This window comes from Bacillus sp. Y3, from assembly GCF_008123875.1.
GTDB lineage: Bacteria > Bacillota > Bacilli > Bacillales > Bacillaceae > Bacillus > Bacillus altitudinis.
In genome coordinates, this window is the sequence record NZ_VSSC01000007.1 from 136485 (window position 1) to 156395 (window position 19911).

The 19911-nt window shown below is 41.4% G+C and carries 24 protein-coding genes and 1 riboswitch; of the genes, 8 read left to right on the forward strand and 16 right to left on the reverse strand.

Annotation, left to right across the window (positions count from 1 at the left end; translation table 11 throughout):
- Positions 1–61 precede the first annotated feature (61 nt).
- Complete coding sequence (gene licT / locus FXF70_RS16500) at positions 62–898, reverse strand: BglG family transcription antiterminator LicT (RefSeq protein ID WP_017358738.1); 837 nt, start codon at positions 896–898, stop codon at positions 62–64.
- 185 nt (positions 899–1083) lie between these two features.
- Here licT and FXF70_RS16505 point away from each other — a divergent pair, with 185 nt between their 5' ends.
- Positions 1084–1284 carry a hypothetical protein gene (locus FXF70_RS16505; RefSeq protein WP_046526618.1) on the forward strand — a complete coding sequence of 67 codons (201 nt, stop codon included), beginning with the start codon at positions 1084–1086 and terminating at the stop codon, positions 1282–1284.
- 34 nt (positions 1285–1318) lie between these two features.
- On the opposite strand, the gene FXF70_RS16510 is transcribed toward FXF70_RS16505, so the two are convergent.
- Together FXF70_RS16510 and trhO are read right to left on the reverse strand one after the other, a co-directional pair.
- Positions 1319–2938: a glutamate/serine transporter AimA gene (locus FXF70_RS16510; RefSeq protein WP_008343861.1), complete on the reverse strand. Its 1620-nt coding sequence runs from the start codon at positions 2936–2938 to the stop codon at positions 1319–1321.
- A 343-nt stretch (positions 2939–3281) separates the two neighbouring features.
- Positions 3282–4250, reverse strand: coding sequence for an oxygen-dependent tRNA uridine(34) hydroxylase TrhO (gene trhO / locus FXF70_RS16515; protein ID WP_007498459.1), 969 nt, complete (start codon positions 4248–4250; stop codon positions 3282–3284).
- A gap of 199 nt (positions 4251–4449) precedes the next feature.
- On the opposite strand from trhO, the gene FXF70_RS16520 reads away from it, so the two are divergent.
- Positions 4450–5532: an iron-containing alcohol dehydrogenase family protein gene (locus tag FXF70_RS16520; protein ID WP_035390603.1), complete on the forward strand. Its 1083-nt coding sequence runs from the start codon at positions 4450–4452 to the stop codon at positions 5530–5532.
- A gap of 50 nt (positions 5533–5582) precedes the next feature.
- Here the strand turns inward: FXF70_RS16520 and FXF70_RS16525 are convergent, their stop codons facing one another.
- The 4 genes from FXF70_RS16525 to FXF70_RS16550 all read right to left on the reverse strand — a co-directional run bounded on the left by FXF70_RS16525 (position 5583) and on the right by FXF70_RS16550 (position 8422).
- Positions 5583–6410, reverse strand: coding sequence for an aldo/keto reductase (locus FXF70_RS16525; protein WP_148780770.1), 828 nt, complete (start codon positions 6408–6410; stop codon positions 5583–5585).
- Positions 6411–6707: 297 nt separating this feature from the next.
- Positions 6708–7124, reverse strand: coding sequence for a DUF5301 domain-containing protein (locus tag FXF70_RS16535; RefSeq protein ID WP_007498466.1), 417 nt, complete (start codon positions 7122–7124; stop codon positions 6708–6710).
- Positions 7125–7153: 29 nt separating this feature from the next.
- On the reverse strand, positions 7154–7615 hold the full coding sequence (locus FXF70_RS16540) for a 2-thiouracil desulfurase family protein (RefSeq protein WP_148780771.1): 462 nt from the start codon (positions 7613–7615) through the stop codon (positions 7154–7156).
- 348 nt (positions 7616–7963) lie between these two features.
- On the reverse strand, positions 7964–8422 hold the full coding sequence (locus tag FXF70_RS16550) for a MarR family transcriptional regulator (RefSeq protein ID WP_017366520.1): 459 nt from the start codon (positions 8420–8422) through the stop codon (positions 7964–7966).
- A 207-nt stretch (positions 8423–8629) separates the two neighbouring features.
- Between FXF70_RS16550 and FXF70_RS16555 the strand changes: the two genes are divergently transcribed.
- Positions 8630–9397, forward strand: a complete 768-nt coding sequence (locus FXF70_RS16555; RefSeq protein WP_148780772.1) for a GNAT family N-acetyltransferase — start codon at positions 8630–8632, stop codon at positions 9395–9397.
- 137 nt (positions 9398–9534) lie between these two features.
- On the forward strand, positions 9535–9912 hold the full coding sequence (locus FXF70_RS16560; RefSeq protein ID WP_148780773.1) for a hotdog domain-containing protein: 378 nt from the start codon (positions 9535–9537) through the stop codon (positions 9910–9912).
- A gap of 53 nt (positions 9913–9965) precedes the next feature.
- On the opposite strand, the gene FXF70_RS16565 is transcribed toward FXF70_RS16560, so the two are convergent.
- Positions 9966–11138 carry an MFS transporter gene (locus FXF70_RS16565; protein WP_148780774.1) on the reverse strand — a complete coding sequence of 391 codons (1173 nt, stop codon included), beginning with the start codon at positions 11136–11138 and terminating at the stop codon, positions 9966–9968.
- A gap of 77 nt (positions 11139–11215) precedes the next feature.
- Positions 11216–11315, reverse strand: a riboswitch (purine riboswitch).
- A gap of 399 nt (positions 11316–11714) precedes the next feature.
- Here FXF70_RS16565 and proS point away from each other — a divergent pair.
- Together proS and FXF70_RS19115 are read left to right on the forward strand one after the other, a co-directional pair.
- Positions 11715–13148: a proline--tRNA ligase gene (gene proS / locus FXF70_RS16570; RefSeq protein WP_144716628.1), complete on the forward strand. Its 1434-nt coding sequence runs from the start codon at positions 11715–11717 to the stop codon at positions 13146–13148.
- A 175-nt stretch (positions 13149–13323) separates the two neighbouring features.
- On the forward strand, positions 13324–13500 hold the full coding sequence (locus FXF70_RS19115) for a hypothetical protein (protein ID WP_017358723.1): 177 nt from the start codon (positions 13324–13326) through the stop codon (positions 13498–13500).
- A 52-nt stretch (positions 13501–13552) separates the two neighbouring features.
- Here the strand turns inward: FXF70_RS19115 and FXF70_RS16575 are convergent, their stop codons facing one another.
- The 8 genes from FXF70_RS16575 to FXF70_RS16610 form a co-directional block, all read right to left on the reverse strand.
- Positions 13553–14329 (reverse strand): sulfite exporter TauE/SafE family protein, encoded by a 777-nt coding sequence (locus tag FXF70_RS16575; protein ID WP_017358722.1) that lies wholly within the window; start codon positions 14327–14329, stop codon positions 13553–13555.
- Positions 14330–14387: 58 nt separating this feature from the next.
- A complete protein-coding gene (locus FXF70_RS16580; RefSeq protein WP_008343881.1) occupies positions 14388–14618 on the reverse strand; it encodes a sulfurtransferase TusA family protein in 231 nt (76 codons plus the stop codon).
- A 34-nt stretch (positions 14619–14652) separates the two neighbouring features.
- Positions 14653–15780, reverse strand: coding sequence for an MBL fold metallo-hydrolase (locus FXF70_RS16585; RefSeq protein ID WP_148780775.1), 1128 nt, complete (start codon positions 15778–15780; stop codon positions 14653–14655).
- Positions 15781–15795: 15 nt separating this feature from the next.
- Positions 15796–16353 (reverse strand): sulfurtransferase TusA family protein, encoded by a 558-nt coding sequence (locus FXF70_RS16590; protein WP_060780712.1) that lies wholly within the window; start codon positions 16351–16353, stop codon positions 15796–15798.
- A gap of 52 nt (positions 16354–16405) precedes the next feature.
- Positions 16406–16762, reverse strand: coding sequence for a rhodanese-like domain-containing protein (locus FXF70_RS16595; RefSeq protein ID WP_148780776.1), 357 nt, complete (start codon positions 16760–16762; stop codon positions 16406–16408).
- A gap of 14 nt (positions 16763–16776) precedes the next feature.
- A complete protein-coding gene (locus FXF70_RS16600; protein ID WP_148780777.1) occupies positions 16777–17259 on the reverse strand; it encodes a DsrE/DsrF/DrsH-like family protein in 483 nt (160 codons plus the stop codon).
- Between the two features lie 125 nt (positions 17260–17384).
- Positions 17385–17645, reverse strand: coding sequence for a metal-sensitive transcriptional regulator (locus FXF70_RS16605; RefSeq protein ID WP_003217059.1), 261 nt, complete (start codon positions 17643–17645; stop codon positions 17385–17387).
- Positions 17646–17845: 200 nt separating this feature from the next.
- Positions 17846–18679, reverse strand: a complete 834-nt coding sequence (locus FXF70_RS16610; protein ID WP_008359322.1) for a hypothetical protein — start codon at positions 18677–18679, stop codon at positions 17846–17848.
- Between the two features lie 147 nt (positions 18680–18826).
- Here FXF70_RS16610 and FXF70_RS16615 point away from each other — a divergent pair, with 147 nt between their 5' ends.
- Both FXF70_RS16615 and FXF70_RS16620 read left to right on the forward strand, forming a co-directional pair.
- A complete protein-coding gene (locus FXF70_RS16615) occupies positions 18827–19402 on the forward strand; it encodes a hypothetical protein (protein ID WP_017358716.1) in 576 nt (191 codons plus the stop codon).
- A gap of 11 nt (positions 19403–19413) precedes the next feature.
- The gene (locus FXF70_RS16620; protein ID WP_008359326.1) at positions 19414–19851 is read left to right on the forward strand and encodes a hypothetical protein; all 438 of its coding nucleotides are present in this window, start codon (positions 19414–19416) and stop codon (positions 19849–19851) included.
- Positions 19852–19911: the final 60 nt, after the last annotated feature.

Below are 19911 nucleotides of genomic sequence, written 5' to 3' on the forward strand. Positions count from 1 at the left end.
TATGAGCAAATAGTACCACTCACTTTTTATGATGTCAACGCTTTCTTTTAAAATTCTATCTTTATTTTTCTCGTTTGATGAGTCGATTCAAATGAATTGATAGATAGAGCATCTCCTCTGATGTCAGGTCGCGATGATACGTTTGATACACATATTCTGCGATTTTCTTTGCGCAATCGTACGCCTTCGGATATTTCACTTTAATCAGCTGATATAAATCTTGATCTTCACTGACGAGTAACGTTTCGTTGATGAGACGCTGTACGAAAAAGCGTAAATGTGTGAGAAAACGATAAAAGTTGAGCGAGTCTTCATCAAATTCCATGTTCAGATGATATTTCACAATGGTCAGTATGGCATTCACTTCTTTCGTGATATTGACCGTTGTATTCATGTCTTCATTGAGCTCTGCATTAATAATATGCATGGCAATAAAGCCCGCTTCATCTTCAGGCAGTTCAATATGAAGACGATCTTCAATCATCTCAAGGCATTCCTTCGCCACGAGAAACTCATCTTTGTATAAACGTTTAATCTCCCAAATCAGTGAATTCTCAATCAAGTGGTTTTTCTTTAATCGTTCGATGGCGTAATGAATATGGTCTGCCAGCGATACATGCAGACTTTCGTTTAATCTTCGGTTCAGCTTTGTATGTGCGTATTGGATCATTTCCTCGGTCACCTTGACGACATCATACGGAACCTCTTGAAGCAGCATTTTCATCCGCTCATGTACGGAATGATCCTCTAAGCGGAACACTTTATCAATTAACGCCTCGTCTACCGGATCGCCGGGACGTCTTTGAAAAGCGATGCCTCTGCCCATGACGACGATTTCTTTTCCTTGTTCATCTATCACACTAATGACATTATTGTTTAGAACCTTTTGAATCTGCATCTCCAAACACCTCCGTCTATAACCAGCCATCTACACTCAAAATATGCTCTCATCTTAACACAACTGTCAAATCACTTGGCGTTTTTATCTGACTTTTGAAATAGATTTCACGATATTTTTACTTCTTTCTTGCTGGTCTGATCCTCCCTCGGCCTGCATACAATACCCCGAGGAGGTGACCTTCGATGAAGGCTTTTTTCTGGTCAGCATCTTTTTTATTCATGTTCATTCTGACACTCTTTATTCTAGGTATTGTTTTTTGGCTTAGTGGACAAGGCTTAGATCAGTTATGGAGATATGCGCTTATCTGTCTTGTGACAGCCACCGTTCTACACGGCGTTACCACTTGGCTAAAGCAGCATGTCATGCATCATCCATCCAAATAAAAAGGCTGCCCTCATTATTCAGGCAGCCCTTCCGTTATTCCTTAGATGAGGCGGCTTCTTTCTGAGAAGCACGCAGTTCATCATTAATTTTTTTCGCATCTTCTAAAAACTCTGTTTCAAATCCACTTTTGAGTGCCCACATATAAAATAACAACGCCACAACTGCAATGAGCGCCATATCCCAGCCATAATGAATGACGTTATACCCGCCAAATTTATCACTACCGAGACAGGAAATCGTCATCATCACAAGCAAATACACAACCATCCAAGCACCTGCTTTAAAGTGACGGCCAAAGCCCTTCCACTTCGCTTTTGCTTGATAGTAAAAATAGATTGGCAGACCGATGAGAATAATGAACAGCACCTGACCCGTCAGCGGCCATCTCGCCCAGTACAGTGTCAATGATGCAAAGACAAAACCAAGCGGGGCAATGATGCTGAGTCCTTTAATTCGCAGTGGACGATATAAATCTGTGCCCGTCTTTCTCAGCGTCATCACTGTCACAGGTCCTGTCAAATAGGAAATCAGGGTCGCCACAGAAATAATTTCAGCGAGAACCCCCCAGCCTCTAAACAAAAACAGAAAGATAAACGATACACCCAAATTAAAAAACATCGCTGGACGAGGCACACCGTAAATTGGGTGCAGACGGCCAAGTACACTCGGCATGTACTTGTTTTTTTCCATCCCATAAATCATACGAGACGTCGTCGCCGTATACGTAATCCCTGTGCCAGAAGGAGAAACGAACGCATCTGCATATAAAATAAGGACAAGCCAGTTAATCCCTAGCGCAATGGCAAGGTCAGCAAATGGCGAGTTGAAATTCAAATGCCCCCAGCCATTCACAATCATTGATGGATCGACAGCGCCAATAAAAGCGATTTGCAGCAGCACATAAATGACCGTTGCAATCAAAATCGATCCAACAATGGCGATTGGAATCGAACGCCCTGGATTTTTCGCTTCTCCTGCCATATTAATCGGGCTTTGGAAGCCATTAAAAGCAAACACAATCCCCGATGTTGCCACAGCTGTGAGCACACTCGCCCAGCCGTTCGGCGCAATACTTGTTCCAGAAGTAAAATTCTCACTATGAAAACCTACGAATAAGAGCGCACCAATTGTTAATCCTGGAATGACGATTTTAAAAATCGTAATGAATGTATTCGCCTTTGAAAACAACCCAACTGTCCAATAATTGAGCAGAAAATAAATCACCAGCAGCACACTTGCCACCATGAGCCCCTCAGTCGTCAAAACCCCTTTTGTGACCAAATGGCTTGTCCACTTTGCCCACTCCCAAGGCCATGAGCTCATGTATTGAACGGAGGCAACTGCCTCAACAGGAATCACTGAGACAATGGCGATCCAGTTTGCCCAAGCGGCGATAAATCCAATAAAAGAGCCATGTGAATATTGCGTATATTTGACCATTCCGCCTGCCTCTGGAAACATCGACCCGAGTTCACTATAAGACAATGCGATAAATAAAATAACCACCATCCCGATCAACCATGACAAAATAGCAGCAGGGCCGGCGATTTGAGCAGCCCGCCAAGCACCAAAGAGCCATCCTGAACCAATGATTGAGCCAAGACCTACCATCATTAAAGCGAAAGTTCCCATCCTACGATGCAAATGATTCATGTTCATAACACCTTTCGATTAAAATACAGAGCATGTGTCGAGCAAGCGCCTTTCTTTTATAGCAGCTCACCTTTCATTCCATTGGCAAATACTTTCTGATCTGAACTTTTATCTTTGTTCATTTTTTTGCCTGTTATATTATCTCTCAATTCTCCATTTTCTGAAATAGTCGAACATGCTTATTTCAAAAGAAAGCGCTTTTTCAACTGTTCAATCTATTAGACTGATTAACTACCTTTACCCTTATTTTGAAAAAAACAAAACAAAAAAGAAAGAGGAAATGACTTCCTCTTCCCTCTGAACACATATCATCCAAAGAAAAAAGGATAAAAGGGAAACCCTCTTATCCTTGTGAGATTGCTTGTTCTTTTTCAATGACAGCTAGTCTTTCTTGAACTTCTTCTTCAGATAAATTGTGCTGTTTCACATAAAGGTTACGTTCGCTTGTGCGGCATTCATGGCTGCAGCTGCGCATATATTTATGCTCGCTTTCTTCTGTTGCAATCATTTTGCGGTTACATGCAGGGTTCGCACAGTTCACATAACGCTCGCAAGGTTCGCCAGTGAAGAAATCTTTTCCTACCACAACGTGCTCTGTTTGATTGACTGGAACCGTTAGGCGGTTATCAAACACATAACATTGACCATCCCATAGCTTTCCTTGAACTTCTGGGTCTTTTCCGTACGTGACAATTCCACCGTCAAGCTGGGATACATCTTCAAAGCCTTCACGCTTTAACCATCCTGAGAATTTCTCACAGCGTACGCCGCCTGTGCAATACGTCAGAATTTTTTTCCCTTCAAGAATCTCTTTGTTGTCACGAATCCACTCAGGTAATTCACGGAATGTCTCAATGTCAGGGCGCACAGCACCTCTGAAGTGACCGACATCAAACTCATAATCATTACGTGCATCAATCACGACCGTATCAGGTGATTGCATTTGCTCATAAAATTCAACTGGACTGAGATGTTTCCCCGTTAATTCTAGCGGATTCACATCATCTTCAAGACTTAAATTCACCAATTCATTACGGTGGCGGACGTGCATTTTCTTAAACGCATGACCATCCGCTTCGTCAATTTTAATTGGCATTGACGCAAAGCGTGGATCTTCTTTCAATGCTTGCATGTACTTGTCCGTTTGCTCAATGGTACCAGAAACGGTTCCGTTTATGCCTTCAGATGAAACAAGAATACGACCTAACAAACCAAGTTCCTTACAGAATGCTAGATGCTCTGCTGTAAACGTTTCTGGATCCTCAATGGGGACATATTGATAGTAAAGTAATACACGATATTGTTTTTCCATATATATAAACACCTCTTAAATTTAATTAAAACATACCATTGTATATCATACAGGAAATACATACCTTAAGGCAATGTCAGCAGTTCAATTCCATAAAACGGAAGGGTCTATGGTCTCATATTGTTCGATTATTTGACAGAACTTTCTGTAAAATGAGATGATTTAAGAACTATATGATTTTGTAAAGGAGCATAAGTCCATGATCCAGCCAGAAGAGATCGTCAGAAGCGGTCCTAACCAGTTTATTTCTCAAAAGGGGATTTATCATGAAATCGAGTCACTTGTTACTCCCTTTCAGTCACCAGCTATAGTGACAGGATATGACTCATATCAAGCCTTTTCACAGTACACAAAGCTTCCATCCGAGTGGCCTGTTGTTCAGCATAAAGGTTACAGTTCACCAAATGCGATCACACGAATTGCGGAAGAACTCAAGAGTTCAGATGTGATCATCGGGATCGGTGGCGGCACGATTTTAGATACAGCGAAGTCTGTTGCCGACGCTCTCCAAATTGAAGTGATCATGGTGCCGACGATTCCTGGGACATGTGCGGCTTCTACACCGCTCAGCGTCATTTATGATGACAAGGGAAATTTTATGAGGGTCGACTATCATAAGCGGTCCAGCTATCTCACGTTAATTGATCATACTTTTTTGCTTTCATCTCCTCTTTCCTACCTCCAAAGCGGAATTGGGGATACACTGGCAAAATGGTATGAAGCGGAAGCCATTATTCGTAACACAAAAGGCACCTTGCCGCTCATGGTACATGCTGCATTAAAGCAGGCAGTGTACGTTCGTGACATTCTTCTGACTCATAGTGAAGAAGCCGTTAGCAGCTTAAAAACAGGCCAGCTTTCTCAAGCCTTTGCAGATGTAACAGATACGATCATTACGTTAGCCGGAACAGTCGGCGGCTACGGAGGACGTTATGGCAGAATGGCAGGAGCCCATGCCGTTCATAATGGATTAACATTTATTGATGAAACACATCATGTGTTACATGGACAAAAAGTGGCCTATGGCATTCTCGTCCAGCTTGCCGCAGAAAACCGTATGACGGAAGTAGAAGAATTACTTGAGCTCTATCAAACACTCGGATTACCTAGAACGATGCGTGAGCTTGGCATCACAGCTCAGCTAGAGGAAGCAGCACATACAGTGGCAAACCATGCTGCACGTAAAGATGAAACCTTTTGTTTGATTGGAGACTATACGAAAGAGCAAATTGTCGACGCCATTCAAATCATTGAGACCTATCAGCCTCAAAAAACGGTTTGAACATATGGGCAAATAAAAAGCACAGGCATCCCGCCTGTGCTTTCTTTTTATTAAAAATCGAAGTTATCTGGGTCTGGACCCGTGCGCTCATCTTCATTGAGCTGATCAATGACACTCATTTCATGGGCGGACAACTCGAAATCAAATACGTTTGTGTTTTCGATGATTCGGCTCTTCGTCACAGATTTCGGAATGGTGATAATGCCATGCTGCAAGTCCCAGCGAAGAATGACTTGCGCCACTGACTTCTCATGTTTTTTCGCAATATCTTGAAGCACCGGATGGTTAAGAAGTTTTCCGCTGCCTAATGGCGACCATGCTTCTACATGAATGCCTTTTGCCTTGCAGTAGTCACGTAAAGGCTCCTGCGTCAGCTTCGGATGCAGCTCAATTTGATTGACCATTGGTACCACTTCTGCCTCTTCTAATAAATCTTCTAGATGGTGCTGATGGAAGTTACACACGCCAATGGCTTTCACGCGGCCATCCTTATAAAGCTTTTCTAGCGCCTTCCACGTTTCTTTATATTTGCCTTCAACCGGCCAATGGATTAAATAAAGATCCAAAACATCCAATCCAAGTTTGTTCATACTTGTTTCAAAGGCTTCAAGCGTTGACTCATACCCTTGATCACTATTCCAGACTTTTGTCGTAATGAACAGATCATCGCGAGAGATGCCTGATTGCTGAATGGCTTTGCCTACACCTTCTTCATTTTGATAGGCCGCTGCTGTATCTATACTGCGATAGCCCGCTTCAAGTGCGTCTTTGACTGCATTTACAGCCTCATCCCCATCTTTTACTTGCCATACACCAAAGCCAAGCTTCGGCATTTCCACTCCGTTTGCTAATGTGACTGTATCTGTTAATCCACTCATCAAACAAACCTCCGCTTCATTTTTGCTTACCATGCACTATACCCGAATGTGCGAAAGATCATGCATGAAAATAGACCATTCATAGACTGAATGATCTCAGATAGTTGACAAAGGGCTAAAATGAACTTGATTTTAGCCCTTTGTCTTCTTTTCAGCGTGATAGAAAACCTTTGCAGCCCTAGGAAGGACGAGTACTGGCGCGGAGCGAATTTCACATTCGTGAGCACCGGCACGCAGGACTGACAAAGAATGCGAGGGTTTGTCTACACGCTGAAACCATTCATAGACTGAATGATCTTATTTGATGTATTGTCCCATATCGACTTGATTTGCATCAACAATTTGGTATTCACTGATTCGATTTTTTGTTTTAGAACCATCATATGTCTCTAAAAAGCTTTGGTCATAAAAAGTCAGACCATACATTTGCTTTTCGTTCTCGTACACTCTGATCCAATACGATTCTTTTGAGGCTTTTTTAGCCTCGTTTATTTTCTTTAATTGAATACCCGAAAATTTCTTCAGCAACTTTTGAATATCCTCTTTCTTGTCCACCACAACGCGCTCATCATCATGCTCAATTTGAATGGAAGTCACTTTATCTTTATCAATCGAGACCACATCATCAAAAGCATATGTTTTGGCATTAATCATAAAATAAAGACCTATTCCGATGAAAATAACGACTACTAAACCAATGATCCACTTCTTCAACCTAACTCCTCCTTCAATTCACGCCTTCCCTATACAAACAGCGAGGTCCAATCATCCTCCTCAGAGAATACTTGAATCCCATGCTGTTTCAGCAAGGCAGACGTCACACCGTCCCCAGCCTTTGTCTTACCGTTAAATTCTCCCCGATAGATCATCCGGCTTCCGCAAGAAGGGCTGTTCTCTTTTAACACGACGGATGTTGCGCCAAGAGTCTGAACCTGCTTAAGCGTGTCTTGTGCACCTTTTACATACATCTCTGTCACATCTGTTCCATCAACATCAACAACAGCAGCCTGCCCCCGTAAGACATCATGACCATCTCCACCAATAATTTCTGCGGGAGGTCTTGGTGTAGAGAAGCCGCCAAGCAGCTCAGGGCAAACTGTTACCGCCTTTCCTTCCTGCACAAGCTCCTCGATACGTTGATCTAATCGATGGCTGCCATTATAACGGACCTTTAATCCCGCAAGACAAGCGCTGACAACGATCATGTATGTTCCTCATTTCTATGTATTGAACGTTTTTTGCTGACTTTAAAATAAATCCATAAAGGCAAACAGAGTATCGTGTACATCAGAAAGGGCAGAGCACAATACAAAACAGCCGCCCAAATGGACCCTTCAACTCCTATGATCCCAAAAAAATAAACAAATAATAGCAAGCTGACAAACAATCCGACGAACGGCATGATAAATACATATTTTTTGAAATTTTCCATCATCTCTTCCACCAACACGGTTCCCTCCCTCAATCATCATCACGAATAACGTCAATATATGTTAATTTTACCATAAAAAAACCGAAAGCATCTAGTTTATAGAAAGCTTTCGGTCCGTTATTTATATCTTTTCCTTCCAAGCCTTTAAGAAGCGCTCAATAACCTGTAGTTCGTCTTCATTAAATTCATGGAGGAATTCTAAATAGGAGGAGACTGCCTGTTCATGAAGTTCATCATGCAGTGCCGCAAGCTGTGTGCCTTCCTCTGTGAGTGAATAATAGACGGATTTCTTGTCACCTTGCCGGTGGCGATAGTCGACCATACCTTTTTCGATGAGCTTTTTTACAGCCTTCGTAATGGCTGGTTTTGATAGTTTTAGTTGTTGTGAAAGAAATGTATTATTGGATTCATTAGGGTTTGCTTGAATCATAGATAAAATATGAAGCTGTGTAAGTGTCCAATCTTGCTTGAGTGTATCAGTCGTGGTAATCAGTGGATCTGTTGGATCGTTCCGTTTCTTTTCCCTATGCATAATCAAATCTTGAATCGCTTTTAAGACAATCTGCTCGTTTGTTTCCATCTGAACCTCCACTCTTAACTGGTTAATAAAATGGTACTAATAATCAATATAGGAGTCAAAAGAAATGTGGGGATGAGGAAAAGAATGGGTCATCAGACCTGATAAATAAAAGAACTTTTTTACTAGATTGCAAGAGACGACACAATTTCCTTTTCTTTGCTATTATTTATGATAGGTAACCCTCAATTAAGAAAAGAAGGTGAGAGAATGAAAACAGAGCAGCAAATGGCCATTCGCCAGTTAGAAGAAAAAATAAATTTGTTTTCTTCTGTTGTCAACGGATCGTTCCTATCAACAGAAGATTTCGTTCTATCAAACACGCATATATCAACTGACACGTTCAATTTGTTATTACCCATTTCAGCGCACATACAAGATCAACAAAAAGCGGAAGCTGCCATCGAACAAATGCAGCAACAGCAGCTAGCATTCAGCACATGGATCACTCAAAGCCTGCTCCACCCCGATTGGTCGAATACCATGCAGAAATATGGGCTTCAAGAAGTAGAACGCAATACCATCATGATGCTTGAACATACAAACGACATCGATCAAAGGACCTCTCAATCGCTTACGATCAAGGAAGTGACTGACGATCAAACCTTTCTCGATTATCAACATTTATTTATCGAACTTTTCGAAGGATCACCTGAGGCAATCTCTTTAAACAGCTATTTCCAGCGCTTTTCGATTGAACGATTACACCCGAGTACCCGCATGTTCGTTGGATATGAACACAACAAACCGGTCACAACGGGCTTATTGATTGAAACAGCAGACAGCTACGGTATTTATGATGTCATCACAAAGGCAGAACACCGCGGAAGAGGACTTGGCAGTGACATGTTTCATTACCTTCTGACCCAGACAGATAACAAACAAAAGTGTGTGATGTTACAAGCCTCAAATGACGGCAAACATATCTATCAGCGTGCCGGATTTCATCCAATTGGAGAAATGGTTATTTTTGAATAGAAGATGACATTTTTCCTGACGTATCAAGGGCAAAGAAAGGCATCCTGTCTCTTCTTTGCCTCCAACATCTCACCATAAAAATGAATGTACATTCATTCATTCCTTTGGTACATTTAAAAAAAGGAGCTGAAGAACAAATGGTTCGACCAGGCGATCAATTTCAAACAAGCAAAACCTATACGCATGAAGATGTGATCCAATTTGGCGAGATGACAGGTGATCTTGGCAAACATCATACCGAGCTAGATGATCAAGGCAGGCTCATGGTACACGGTTTTCTCACAGCAAGTCTAGCCACGAAGCTTGGCGGTGAGTTTCATTTTATCGGTCAAGAGATGACATGTACCTTCATACGCCCTGTTTATACAGGTGACACCATTACCTGTCAGATGGCCGTCACCAAGGTAGAACCCCTTGAAAAATACCATCGTGTCCACCTTTTTTCCCGTTATATCAATCAGCATGGAGAAGAAGTCATTACTGGTAAAAGCGAAGGTGTGGTTTTCAAAAAATAAAAAGCTGCCTATGATGAGGCAGCTAACTAACACGAAAACGATCTTATTCTCTTCTATTCAGCCTGATGCTGACGATCCATATAAAGCGGCGGTCTCTTTAATGAAATCACTGCACAGCTAAAGGCAATCAGCACAAAAACAGCGCCGAATTTAGCCAAATCAACAGATGAACCGGTCATTGTAAACATGACGCCGCCCACTGCTGATCCAATGGAAATCCCAATTTGCAAAGCGGATGTATTCAGACTCTGCTGAATATCAGACGTCACAGGGTCTGTTTGAATCAAATAGCTCTGCAAAGCAGGTGTCAGTGCCCAGCTAAGAGCACCCCATAGGACAACCATCACCATAAAGAGCATAAACACTCCCGCTGTATAAGGAAGGATAAACATCACAATGGCAAACGCCATGGTCACAAGCAAAATGGCTTTTCCTGATCCTAGTTTGTCACTCAGCCAGCCGCCAAACCCATTCCCGCCAATCGACGCAAGCCCGAAGACCAAATAACAAATACTAATCCAAAACGGAGTCATATGGAGAACTTCCATCAGAAATGGCGTGAAATAAGAATACAGCATATAATGACCAGCAAGCATGAACAAACTAATCAAATGCGCACTGAAAATTTTCGGATGCCCTAAAGAACGAATTTGTTCTTTAAGCGGTGTGACTTTTTCAACAGGCATTTTCTCCAATAGAAAATAAATGAGTACCATGGATATGGCTGACAGAATACTGATTCCTAAAAACATCACTCTCCAGCCAAAGCTCTCTGTAATAAAAATACCGATCGGTACACCGAGAACAAGTGATGAGCTAATCCCAATAAAAATCAGACCTAATGCTTTCGCTCGATGAGCTGGTTCCACCAGCTTGGCGGTAATCGTCAATGATAACACCACAACAAGCGCTGTACTCATGGCAATCAAGACCCTAGAGATCATGACAAGGGCAAAGGTGGAACTAAAATATGTGAATACATTGCCTAATGTAAAGACCAATAATGCGATTAAATAAAGACGCTTTCGTTCAATTTTGGCTGTGACGGTCAGTAGCACCGGTGCTGAAATAGCATACACAATCGCAAATACCGTGATCAGCTGCCCAGCTGTCGCAAGAGACACATTGAGATCCTCTGCTAAACTTGGCAAAATGCCCCCGACCACAAGCTCAACTAATCCAACCGCAAAAGTAGAAACAGCTAATAAATAAACTCTCCAGTTCATGTCTAACATCCCTTCTCTATATCATGGCTTTCACTTTTGATACAGGGTGCAGACAAACAAAAAAACCCTGATTACAAAAAAGGAAAGCGCGCTTTTGTAATCAGGATTTATCGGATCCTGGTAGAAACCCTCAAACCATATTATTGAGGTTATACAAGTCTATTTTTTTCTTCAAATATATTAGCATAGCCTTCCATAACGTGCAAGCTGCAAAAACAGAAAGTGTTTGCCAATGGCTCAGCAACATAAACGACCTCAGAAGGGTATGAAATGAACTTGCGGACCAACTTGCTTTCTCCCCCATTTACAGGTAAACTGATGAAAAATCAACGAACAAGGATCAACGTAGATCTGGAATAGTAGCTTGAATCGATCTTTACCAGAGAGGGAACGGTGCTGAGAAGTTCCTACTGACATCTTCAAGTGAACCTGCCGATTTAGTTCTGTTTCATACAGCGGTTCATACCGTTATCATGATCGAGTGTAAAGCTGTGCTTTAAATTAGGGTGGTACCACCAGGAATGGTCCCTAACTTAAAGCACAGCTTTTTTGTTTTTTAAAAGGAGGAAAAAGACGATGTCAAAGAAACAATTTGTTGAGAAAATTACAAGCATGGAAGACGACTTTGCCCAGTGGTATACAGATGTTGTCACAAAGGCGCGTCTCGTCGATTATTCAAGCGTTAGAGGCAGTATGATCATTCAGCCATACGGTTTTAAAATTTGGGAGAATATTCGCGACGAACTTGATCGTCAAATCAAAGAAACGGGTCACGAGAATGTCTATATGCCGCTCTTTATCCCAGAAAGCCTTCTCCAGCAGGAAAAAGATCATATCGAAGGCTTTGCTCCTGAAGTGGCGTGGGTGACACATGGCGGTGATTCGGAATTACAGGAAAGACTCTGCGTCAGACCAACATCCGAGGTGCTGTTCGCCGAGCATTATAAAAACATCATTCATTCCTATCGTGATTTACCGAAGCTATATAACCAATGGGCCAATGTCGTCCGCTGGGAAAAGACAACACGTCCATTCCTTAGAACCCTTGAATTCCTCTGGCAGGAAGGGCACACTTGTCATGAGACAGAGCAAGAAGCGATTGAAGAAACAGAAAGAATGCTCCATGTCTATGCGTCTATTTGTGAAGAGCTTCTAGCGATCCCTGTCATTAAAGGAAGAAAAACAGAGAAAGAAAAATTCGCTGGCGCCCGCTTCACCTATACGGTTGAAAGCTTGATGCATGACGGAAAAGCCCTGCAAACCGCCACTTCTCACTTCTTCGGCAACGGATTTGCCAAGGCGTTTGGCATTGAATTTTTAAATCGCGAAGGAAAATTAGAGCATGTCCAGCAAACATCATGGGGCTTCACCACAAGAATTATTGGCGCTATGATCATGGTGCATGGCGATGACAGAGGACTAGTCCTGCCGCCAAACATTGCGCCAACCCAAGTACGTGTTGTGCCAATTGCTTCCCATAAAGAAGGTGTCCTCGATCATGCCTATGAATTAAAGGATCGACTCGCACGCATCGCACGCGCTGACATCGATGCAAGTGATAAACAGCCAGGCTGGAAATTCAACGAATGCGAAATGCAGGGCATCCCATTACGCGTAGAAGTAGGACCAAAGGATATGGAAAAAGGCCAGGTGATACTTGCAAGACGAGACACAGGTGAAAAGCAAGCCGTCACGTTAGATGCACTCGAACAAACCATCACGGCCACGCTTGAAGACATTCAGCAGACGATGTACGAAAAAGCAAAAGAACGATTACATGAAAAAACATCAAACGCCCACACAATCGAAGACATCGAGCAGCTTCTTGCCGAAGAAAACAGGTTGATCAAAGCCATGTGGTGCGGCGATGAAGACTGTGAAAACGACATCAAAGAGAGAACAGGGGCGACATCACGCTGTATCCCGTTTGAACAAGAATCCGTTTCTGACACATGTGTCTGCTGCGGGAAACCTGCTTCTGATATGGTGTTCTGGGCAAAAGCCTACTAATCATATTTCAAATTTTTTACAAATAATGCAGGGGTTTGTCTATACACTGAAGCATCTTATACGATGCTTCTTTTTTGTTAAAAAGAGCCAAATATCCATTGACCTCCTTCACACATTCCTCTATAATTCATATTAATATAATCGGTTTTTAAGACTTTAACTGGAGTGGTGATCTATGAAGCGCTGGCTCTCAATTTTTAACGAACGCTGTCCAAAATGTAAAACAGCATTAGATGTCTCGAAGTCCAATGCCTTGCAAGGCAAAGTCGTGAAAACATGCCCCAATCTTCATTATCAAAAAGAGTACCACCCTGCACTTGAAACGTATATCGAGCACGATGACATGAAATAAAAAAGACCAACACATGTAAAAGAGCCCTTGCTCTCAGTTGTTGGTCTTTTTCTTATAATAAATCCAGCCAGATTTTAATTGCTGTAGCTGTAATCATCACGGCAAGTGCCCATTGCAAATAAACGGCATTGATCTTCTGACCAATCTTCGCCCCAATCGGCGCAGCAATCAAACTGGCCGCCATTAAGACAAGCGCAGGCATGAACATGACTTGACCCGTCAGCACTTTCCCAGCCGATGCGCCGATCGCAGAGAGAAACGTAATCGCCAGAGACGAGGCAATCGTCATCCGCACAGGGATTTTGAGAATCGATAGCATCACCGGTACTAAAATAAAGGCACCGCCTGCACCTAATACGCCCGATACACTTCCGATCACAAAAGCAATTCCAGCCGCCAGTCCTTTATGAAAGGTCACTTCTTCATCCGCCTCTGCCCGCTGTCCTTTTTTTGGAACAAGCATTAAAATGACAGCGACAATGGCAAGAAGACCATAGACTACATTGATGCCTTTCTCTGGAAGGAAATGTGATAAATAGCTCCCTAATAAACTCCCTGCCAATATACTGCTCCCCATATATAAAATCAATGGTCGATGTAAAAATCCGCTTTTTCGATACGCCAGCACACCGCCGAGTGTCGAAAATAGTACTTGAATGGCACCAATCCCTGAAACCTCGTGTGCCGATAATGCCATCACTCCGACAAGAGGCGGGATATAAAGCAGCATGGGATAGTTGATCACCGATCCTCCTATTCCGACCATTCCTGATAAGAAGGAACCAATAAATCCGATGATAAATAAAGTAATGAAAAATGCAAAATCCACGCTGGTCTCCTCCTTTGCAAAAGGAAAAGGGGCTCCCTCATAGATACCCCTCTCCCCTTTAGGACCCTTTTCTCACCCAGAACTTCAGCACATGCCCTTCATCTGTCTGTGTGATCAATTCATGTCCGCTTGACTTAGCCCATGCAGCCAAATCAGCTTTGGCCCCTTTATCTGTTGCATGTATTTCTAATACTTGACCTTCTGCCAAGTCGTTCATTTTTTTCTTCGTCCGAATAATTGGCATTGGGCATGCAAGCCCGGTTACGTCTAAAATGTGATCTGATGTCATCTGATCATCCCTCGCTTCTTTATTTTATTGAACATTATCGAATCGCACAACGGTTTGGACCAATTTCCATGTCTCGCTGCGCTTCCTCGTCTGGATGCAGCTTCCCCATATTGGTAGACCGAATGTCTTGATAAGCGTTTGGCTGTGCAGGGAGATCCTGCGTGACCATTTGTCTAAATACGTCTTCATCTTCAATGTTCAGCCCGTGATTTTCTTCAAACAAAGCGCCTAGCTCCTTCCAAACGCTCCCGTTTTCATTAAGCTCATCCACGATCATAAAATGTGCAGGCAGCACAATCAATTCTGCCGAAAGCGCCTTATATCGTGTATAAAGGGTTTCTCTCAAATCACCTACCCAGTCCTCCGCCATACCGGCTAGATCAGGTCTTCCAATCGAATCAATGAACAAAATATCACCTGAAAGGAGGTAACGGCCGTCTACGATAAAAGAGGTTGAACCAATCGTATGGCCCGGTGAATAAAGGGCATGAATATCAATCTCCGTCGCTCCAATCGTCACACGCTGCCCTTCTTCAAGGTGATTGTACGCAAATGTCACCTCTTCGGCGTCTTTTGGCGGCAGCCAGTAGATAGCGCCAGTCTGTTCAGCCAGCTTTTTCCCGCCAGATATATGGTCCGCATGAAGGTGCGTATCAAACACATGCGTCACTGTGACATGATGCTTTTTAGCAAATTGCGTATAAAACTCCGTCATTCTAGCCGCATCAATAATCGCAGTTTCCCCATTCGACATGATCATATAGGACAAGCACCCCTTGCCCATTCGCACAAATTGGTACAACTCTCCACCGCCAGTTAAATCACCGATCTTCACTGGCTCTAAATGCTCACTCCATGCCTTCATGCCGCCTTGCAAATAATGGACCGTTCTGCCTGCCTCTGACAGCATCTCTGCCACCATAATAGAGGAGCCTTCTTTCGCACAAACGACCAGTACATCTAGGTCATCCGGTATGTTCTCCACCATATCCTCTACGCCATCAAGAAGCTCAAAGTAAGGCACATTTAAATATTCAACGGCTTTCCCTTCAATTTTCCAGTCCTGCACATCTGATTCGTTTCGTACATCCAACAAAAAGATCGGCTCTTTGTTGATGATCTTTTTTGTTAACTGTTCTGCTGTCATTGCTTTTACAGTCATCGTTTCATTCAGCTCCTATTTTTCAATCTCTCCTGTCCAGCTGTTCATGCCTGGCACTACATTGATCAATTGATGGAATCCTTTTTCTTTTAACTTTTGTGCGGCTAATTCACTTCTTCTGCCTGAATGACAGATGAGGTAAATGAGCGTCTCTCGGTTCAATTCTTCTGCACGTTGTTCCACCTCACCGAGAGGAATGTGAACAGCTCCTGGAATATGACCCGCTTCGTATTCATCTGGCTCTCGTACATCTAAAATAAACAATGACTGATCTTCTTTTACCTTCTGTTGAAACATGTGCAACGACATTTCCGAAATCATTGACTGCTCCTCCTGTTTCGCTCCGCCTTTACGAATCAAATGATGAAGCACCTGTCCTTCTACTTTTGTTCCTAAAAATTCATGACCGGCGCTTTTTGACCAAGCTGCTAAATCCGCCGTAGACCCTTTGTCAGTTGCTTGCACTTCAAGCACATCTCCTGGCAAGAGCTCATTCATTTGTTTTTTCGTTTTGACAATGGGCATTGGGCATGCCAATCCTTTTGCATCTAGAATTGCTGTTGGTTGCTGCATTGTTTTTCCTCCTTTTATAGGGGTGGGGGTATATTACAAAGCCTATTGATACCTATAATCGCCAAGCATTCATGCCACCCTTGATATTCGTAATGTGGGTAAATCCCTGTTTTTTTAACAATTTAGCCGCCTGCATACTTCTCATCCCGCTTTGGCAGATCACATAAATTTCTTTGTCTTTCTCAAGCTCATGCGCTCGATTCCTTAACTGTGGTAAGGGGATATTTTGAAATCCTTTTATATGATTTGTTTGAAACTCTAAAGGTGATCGCACGTCTATCAGCTGTTGATGCCGACTATGCAATTTAGGTTTCAGATGAGCTGCGTCCATTTGTTTCACACCCCGTACAGGAAGAAAACGGCTCACAATCAAAGCGATCACAATGATGAGCAAAAGCGTTTGAATCATGTATGAACACCTCCCTAGATAAATAAGTTCACATTCCCGATTTCTGCCTCTGCTAAATACGCTGCCACACCTGCATATTGAATGTCTGCTAGTAACTCGTTCTCCTGTAGCCCTAAAAGATCCATCGTCATCGTACATGCCACGAGGTTGATGTCTTGTTCCTTCGCCATATCAATGAGCTGCGGCAGGGTCATGGCATTGTGTTTGTTGATCACATGCTTAATCATCTTCGGTCCCATTCCTGCAAAATTCATCTTTGACAGCCCCATTCGATCAGCGCCGCGCGGCATCATTTTGCCAAACATTTTTTCTAAAAATCCCTTCTTCAGAGGCACCATCTCTTCCTTACGCAAGGCATTCAGCCCCCAAAAGGTATGAAAAATAGTCACCTCGTGATCATAAGCTGCTGCGCCATTTGCAATAATATAAGCGGCCATCGCTTTATCATAATCTCCACTAAATAAAACAATTGTTGTTCGTTTTTTCTGTTCCTCCATTATGATCCTCCTTATCTCAATTACCCGTTGGGGTATACAAAAAGCAAAAAATATATACACATACCGGTAAGGGTATATTATAACAAGTAAAAAAATTCGTCAACCTTCAAAGGCTGAGGAATTTCTTACCGGCTTTTCACCAAGAGCTCAACCGCTTCTTTGACAAGCCCCTCTGTATCCTTGCCCTGCTCAAGACTTTCACGGACACACTGTTCAAGGTTTGTACTCACAATCACACCCATTGCCCGATCAATGGCATTGCGTGATGCAGACAGCTGCGTCACCACCTCGCGGCAATCCTTTCCCTGCTCCATCATCGCAAGAACCCCTTTAATCTGCCCTTCAATCCGGCGAAGACGATTCTTCATCTGCTGATTATACTCCACGTTTAACACTCCTTTCTCTTTTCCCTATGATCAGATAGTATACCCTGATAGGTATTTAGTCAAACATGATGATGGTATTAAAAAGAAGAACTATTGATATAAATATCACAACAGTTCCTCAATTTTAAGTACTTTATTCTTCCAAAGATCGGGTAAATTTAGATTTCAAAATCTACAGGATACTATAGGGTTATAAAATCTCATTCCTTTTCCATATCACTTATTAAATCATACTTAGATAGATAAATTCCCCCACCTATCGAAAAAACAATACAGAGAATAGGAACTATAATTAGTGTCATAATAATTGAGACAACTGGAGGTAAACCAAACATAGGATGCCTAATCAGCATAAATTCATTCCCAAGTAGCATTGGATTATCTGAGAAAATGGAAAGAAATAAAATACAGATACAAATTATGAAACTATAAATTGTTTTAAAAATTAATGTTAAAAAAGCAAAGATAAAAGTAAAAAGAAATGTGCCAGCTATATTTAAGAGAATTGAATAAACAATAATTTGACTATAAGAGAATTGAAAGGACGAATATCTTAAAATACTTTCGCCGTAATCTGTCAAGTTATTTACTGTCCCCCCACTCAATTTCCAAACAAACCAGGTAAGGGACAATATTAATATGTAGAAGATAAATATTGCGGCACAACAAAATAATAGTTTGCTTACCCACATTTTAAATATTGACTTTGTTCTAACTCTAATAAAGGCACTATGGGCAAATAGATCTTCTTTTATAAAAGTATTGACCAATATTGCACCACTTAATTGAAATATAATCCATCCAAAAGGAAATTCAATTGTTTGTTGTTCGACAAGTTCAAAGGGAACACCTGCAAAGGTTTTACCAATAACATCCCAAAATGCAACATTACTTTTAGTTAAACTAATATGCAGAAAATAAAGGTAGTATAGGAAATTAAACAACCCTAGAATAGATATAATGATAAAAGTTTTTGTAGTTCTATGAAACCCAAGAATCATATCTCTTTTAAAAAGTAATAATAAACCAATCATGTAAAAAAGCCCTCTCTTATCAACTAACTAGAACATAGCATAACATAGCATTTTAAATAAAAAAATACAAAAAAAGGTGTATTTTTCTTTATTTTATTGTATAATTCTCACGTACCGGTACAAATTATGGTTTTAGTGGGGAAAATAGTGAAAAAGTTATTTACATTTTTTTTAATTTTAATAATGATATCTTTGATTAGTGCTTGTCAATCAAATAATTTCAATAACACCATAAAAGACAAAGCTCCAGATCCTTCTGTAAGTATAGAAGATTTGGATAATAGCACAAAGGATGATTCTAAAATATTCTATTTTGATACCGAACAAAAGCAAAGTCTTTTTAAAGTTATATTTTGGGAAAAGTTGAAAGAGGATCATTATTATCAAGGTCAGATAAAGAATAATGATGTGGCAATTGAAAATGTTTTCAAAGGAGAGGACATTGAAGTTGGACCACTTCCTAAAAATTATGAATTAGCGATGACCTTTAGTCAAAAAGAACCTCCCCCATCAAAAATCTTGGGAAAATTGAAAGATGATAGAGGAGTTACTCATCAATGGGAACAACCTTATGATAGATCAGATGTAGATCACGATTATTTAATTAATTTACCAACATTCAAAGGTCAGAAAGCAGAAATAGCATTAAGAATGATTTGGCTAAATAAAGATAATAATTGCATAGGTGTCGCAGATAAATACTTAATTGTAAGTAAACAATGAGGTGAAGACAGTTGAAAAACAAAATAATCATTAGCCTAACTTTAATTCTAGGAGTAACCTTTTCTACTATAGGAATTGTGCATGTCTATGCAGGAGAACCAAGTGGCAACTATAAAGATACTAATTATAATTTTAGATTTCTAAAAGGAAATCCATATGATGAGACAACATCTAGAACAAAATTTACTAAATCTTGGTATTATATGAACAGTGAAAAGAATAATACTTCTTATGTAGCCTGGGCCAGATCTAAAGGAAAAGATGTTTCAGATGGCCACTATTATACAATTAAGAAAAATTATAAAGGAGTACAACTCCTATACAATTTGGCAGTTGAAAAAACATTCTTGGGAATAGGATATCCGCCTGTTTCGATAGGTGCTAAGAAGAATGCAGCTGGTCATGCTAATGGCAAATGGAGTCCCGATTACGATCCAAAAAGCCCTTGATTCTATTAGGCTCTTTAAATTCAAAAGAGAACTATGTGACACAGCGACTCAGAATTAACT

Bases quoted from the DNA above. Each gene is read 5' to 3' on its own strand.
- licT (WP_017358738.1), bottom strand. From the start codon at position 898: ATGCAGATTCAAAAGGTTCTAAACAATAATGTCATTAGTGTGATAGAT.
- FXF70_RS16505 (WP_046526618.1), top strand. From the start codon at position 1,084: ATGAAGGCTTTTTTCTGGTCAGCATCTTTTTTATTCATGTTCATTCTG.
- FXF70_RS16510 (WP_008343861.1), bottom strand. From the start codon at position 2,938: ATGAATCATTTGCATCGTAGGATGGGAACTTTCGCTTTAATGATGGTA.
- trhO (WP_007498459.1), bottom strand. From the start codon at position 4,250: ATGGAAAAACAATATCGTGTATTACTTTACTATCAATATGTCCCCATT.
- FXF70_RS16520 (WP_035390603.1), top strand. From the start codon at position 4,450: ATGATCCAGCCAGAAGAGATCGTCAGAAGCGGTCCTAACCAGTTTATT.
- FXF70_RS16525 (WP_148780770.1), bottom strand. From the start codon at position 6,410: ATGAGTGGATTAACAGATACAGTCACATTAGCAAACGGAGTGGAAATG.
- FXF70_RS16540 (WP_148780771.1), bottom strand. From the start codon at position 7,615: ATGATCGTTGTCAGCGCTTGTCTTGCGGGATTAAAGGTCCGTTATAAT.
- FXF70_RS16550 (WP_017366520.1), bottom strand. From the start codon at position 8,422: ATGGAAACAAACGAGCAGATTGTCTTAAAAGCGATTCAAGATTTGATT.
- FXF70_RS16555 (WP_148780772.1), top strand. From the start codon at position 8,630: ATGAAAACAGAGCAGCAAATGGCCATTCGCCAGTTAGAAGAAAAAATA.
- FXF70_RS16560 (WP_148780773.1), top strand. From the start codon at position 9,535: ATGGTTCGACCAGGCGATCAATTTCAAACAAGCAAAACCTATACGCAT.
- FXF70_RS16565 (WP_148780774.1), bottom strand. From the start codon at position 11,138: ATGAACTGGAGAGTTTATTTATTAGCTGTTTCTACTTTTGCGGTTGGA.
- proS (WP_144716628.1), top strand. From the start codon at position 11,715: ATGTCAAAGAAACAATTTGTTGAGAAAATTACAAGCATGGAAGACGAC.
- FXF70_RS19115 (WP_017358723.1), top strand. From the start codon at position 13,324: ATGAAGCGCTGGCTCTCAATTTTTAACGAACGCTGTCCAAAATGTAAA.
- FXF70_RS16580 (WP_008343881.1), bottom strand. From the start codon at position 14,618: ATGACATCAGATCACATTTTAGACGTAACCGGGCTTGCATGCCCAATG.
- FXF70_RS16585 (WP_148780775.1), bottom strand. From the start codon at position 15,780: ATGACTGTAAAAGCAATGACAGCAGAACAGTTAACAAAAAAGATCATC.
- FXF70_RS16590 (WP_060780712.1), bottom strand. From the start codon at position 16,353: ATGCAGCAACCAACAGCAATTCTAGATGCAAAAGGATTGGCATGCCCA.
- FXF70_RS16595 (WP_148780776.1), bottom strand. From the start codon at position 16,762: ATGATTCAAACGCTTTTGCTCATCATTGTGATCGCTTTGATTGTGAGC.
- FXF70_RS16600 (WP_148780777.1), bottom strand. From the start codon at position 17,259: ATGGAGGAACAGAAAAAACGAACAACAATTGTTTTATTTAGTGGAGAT.
- FXF70_RS16610 (WP_008359322.1), bottom strand. From the start codon at position 18,679: ATGATTGGTTTATTATTACTTTTTAAAAGAGATATGATTCTTGGGTTT.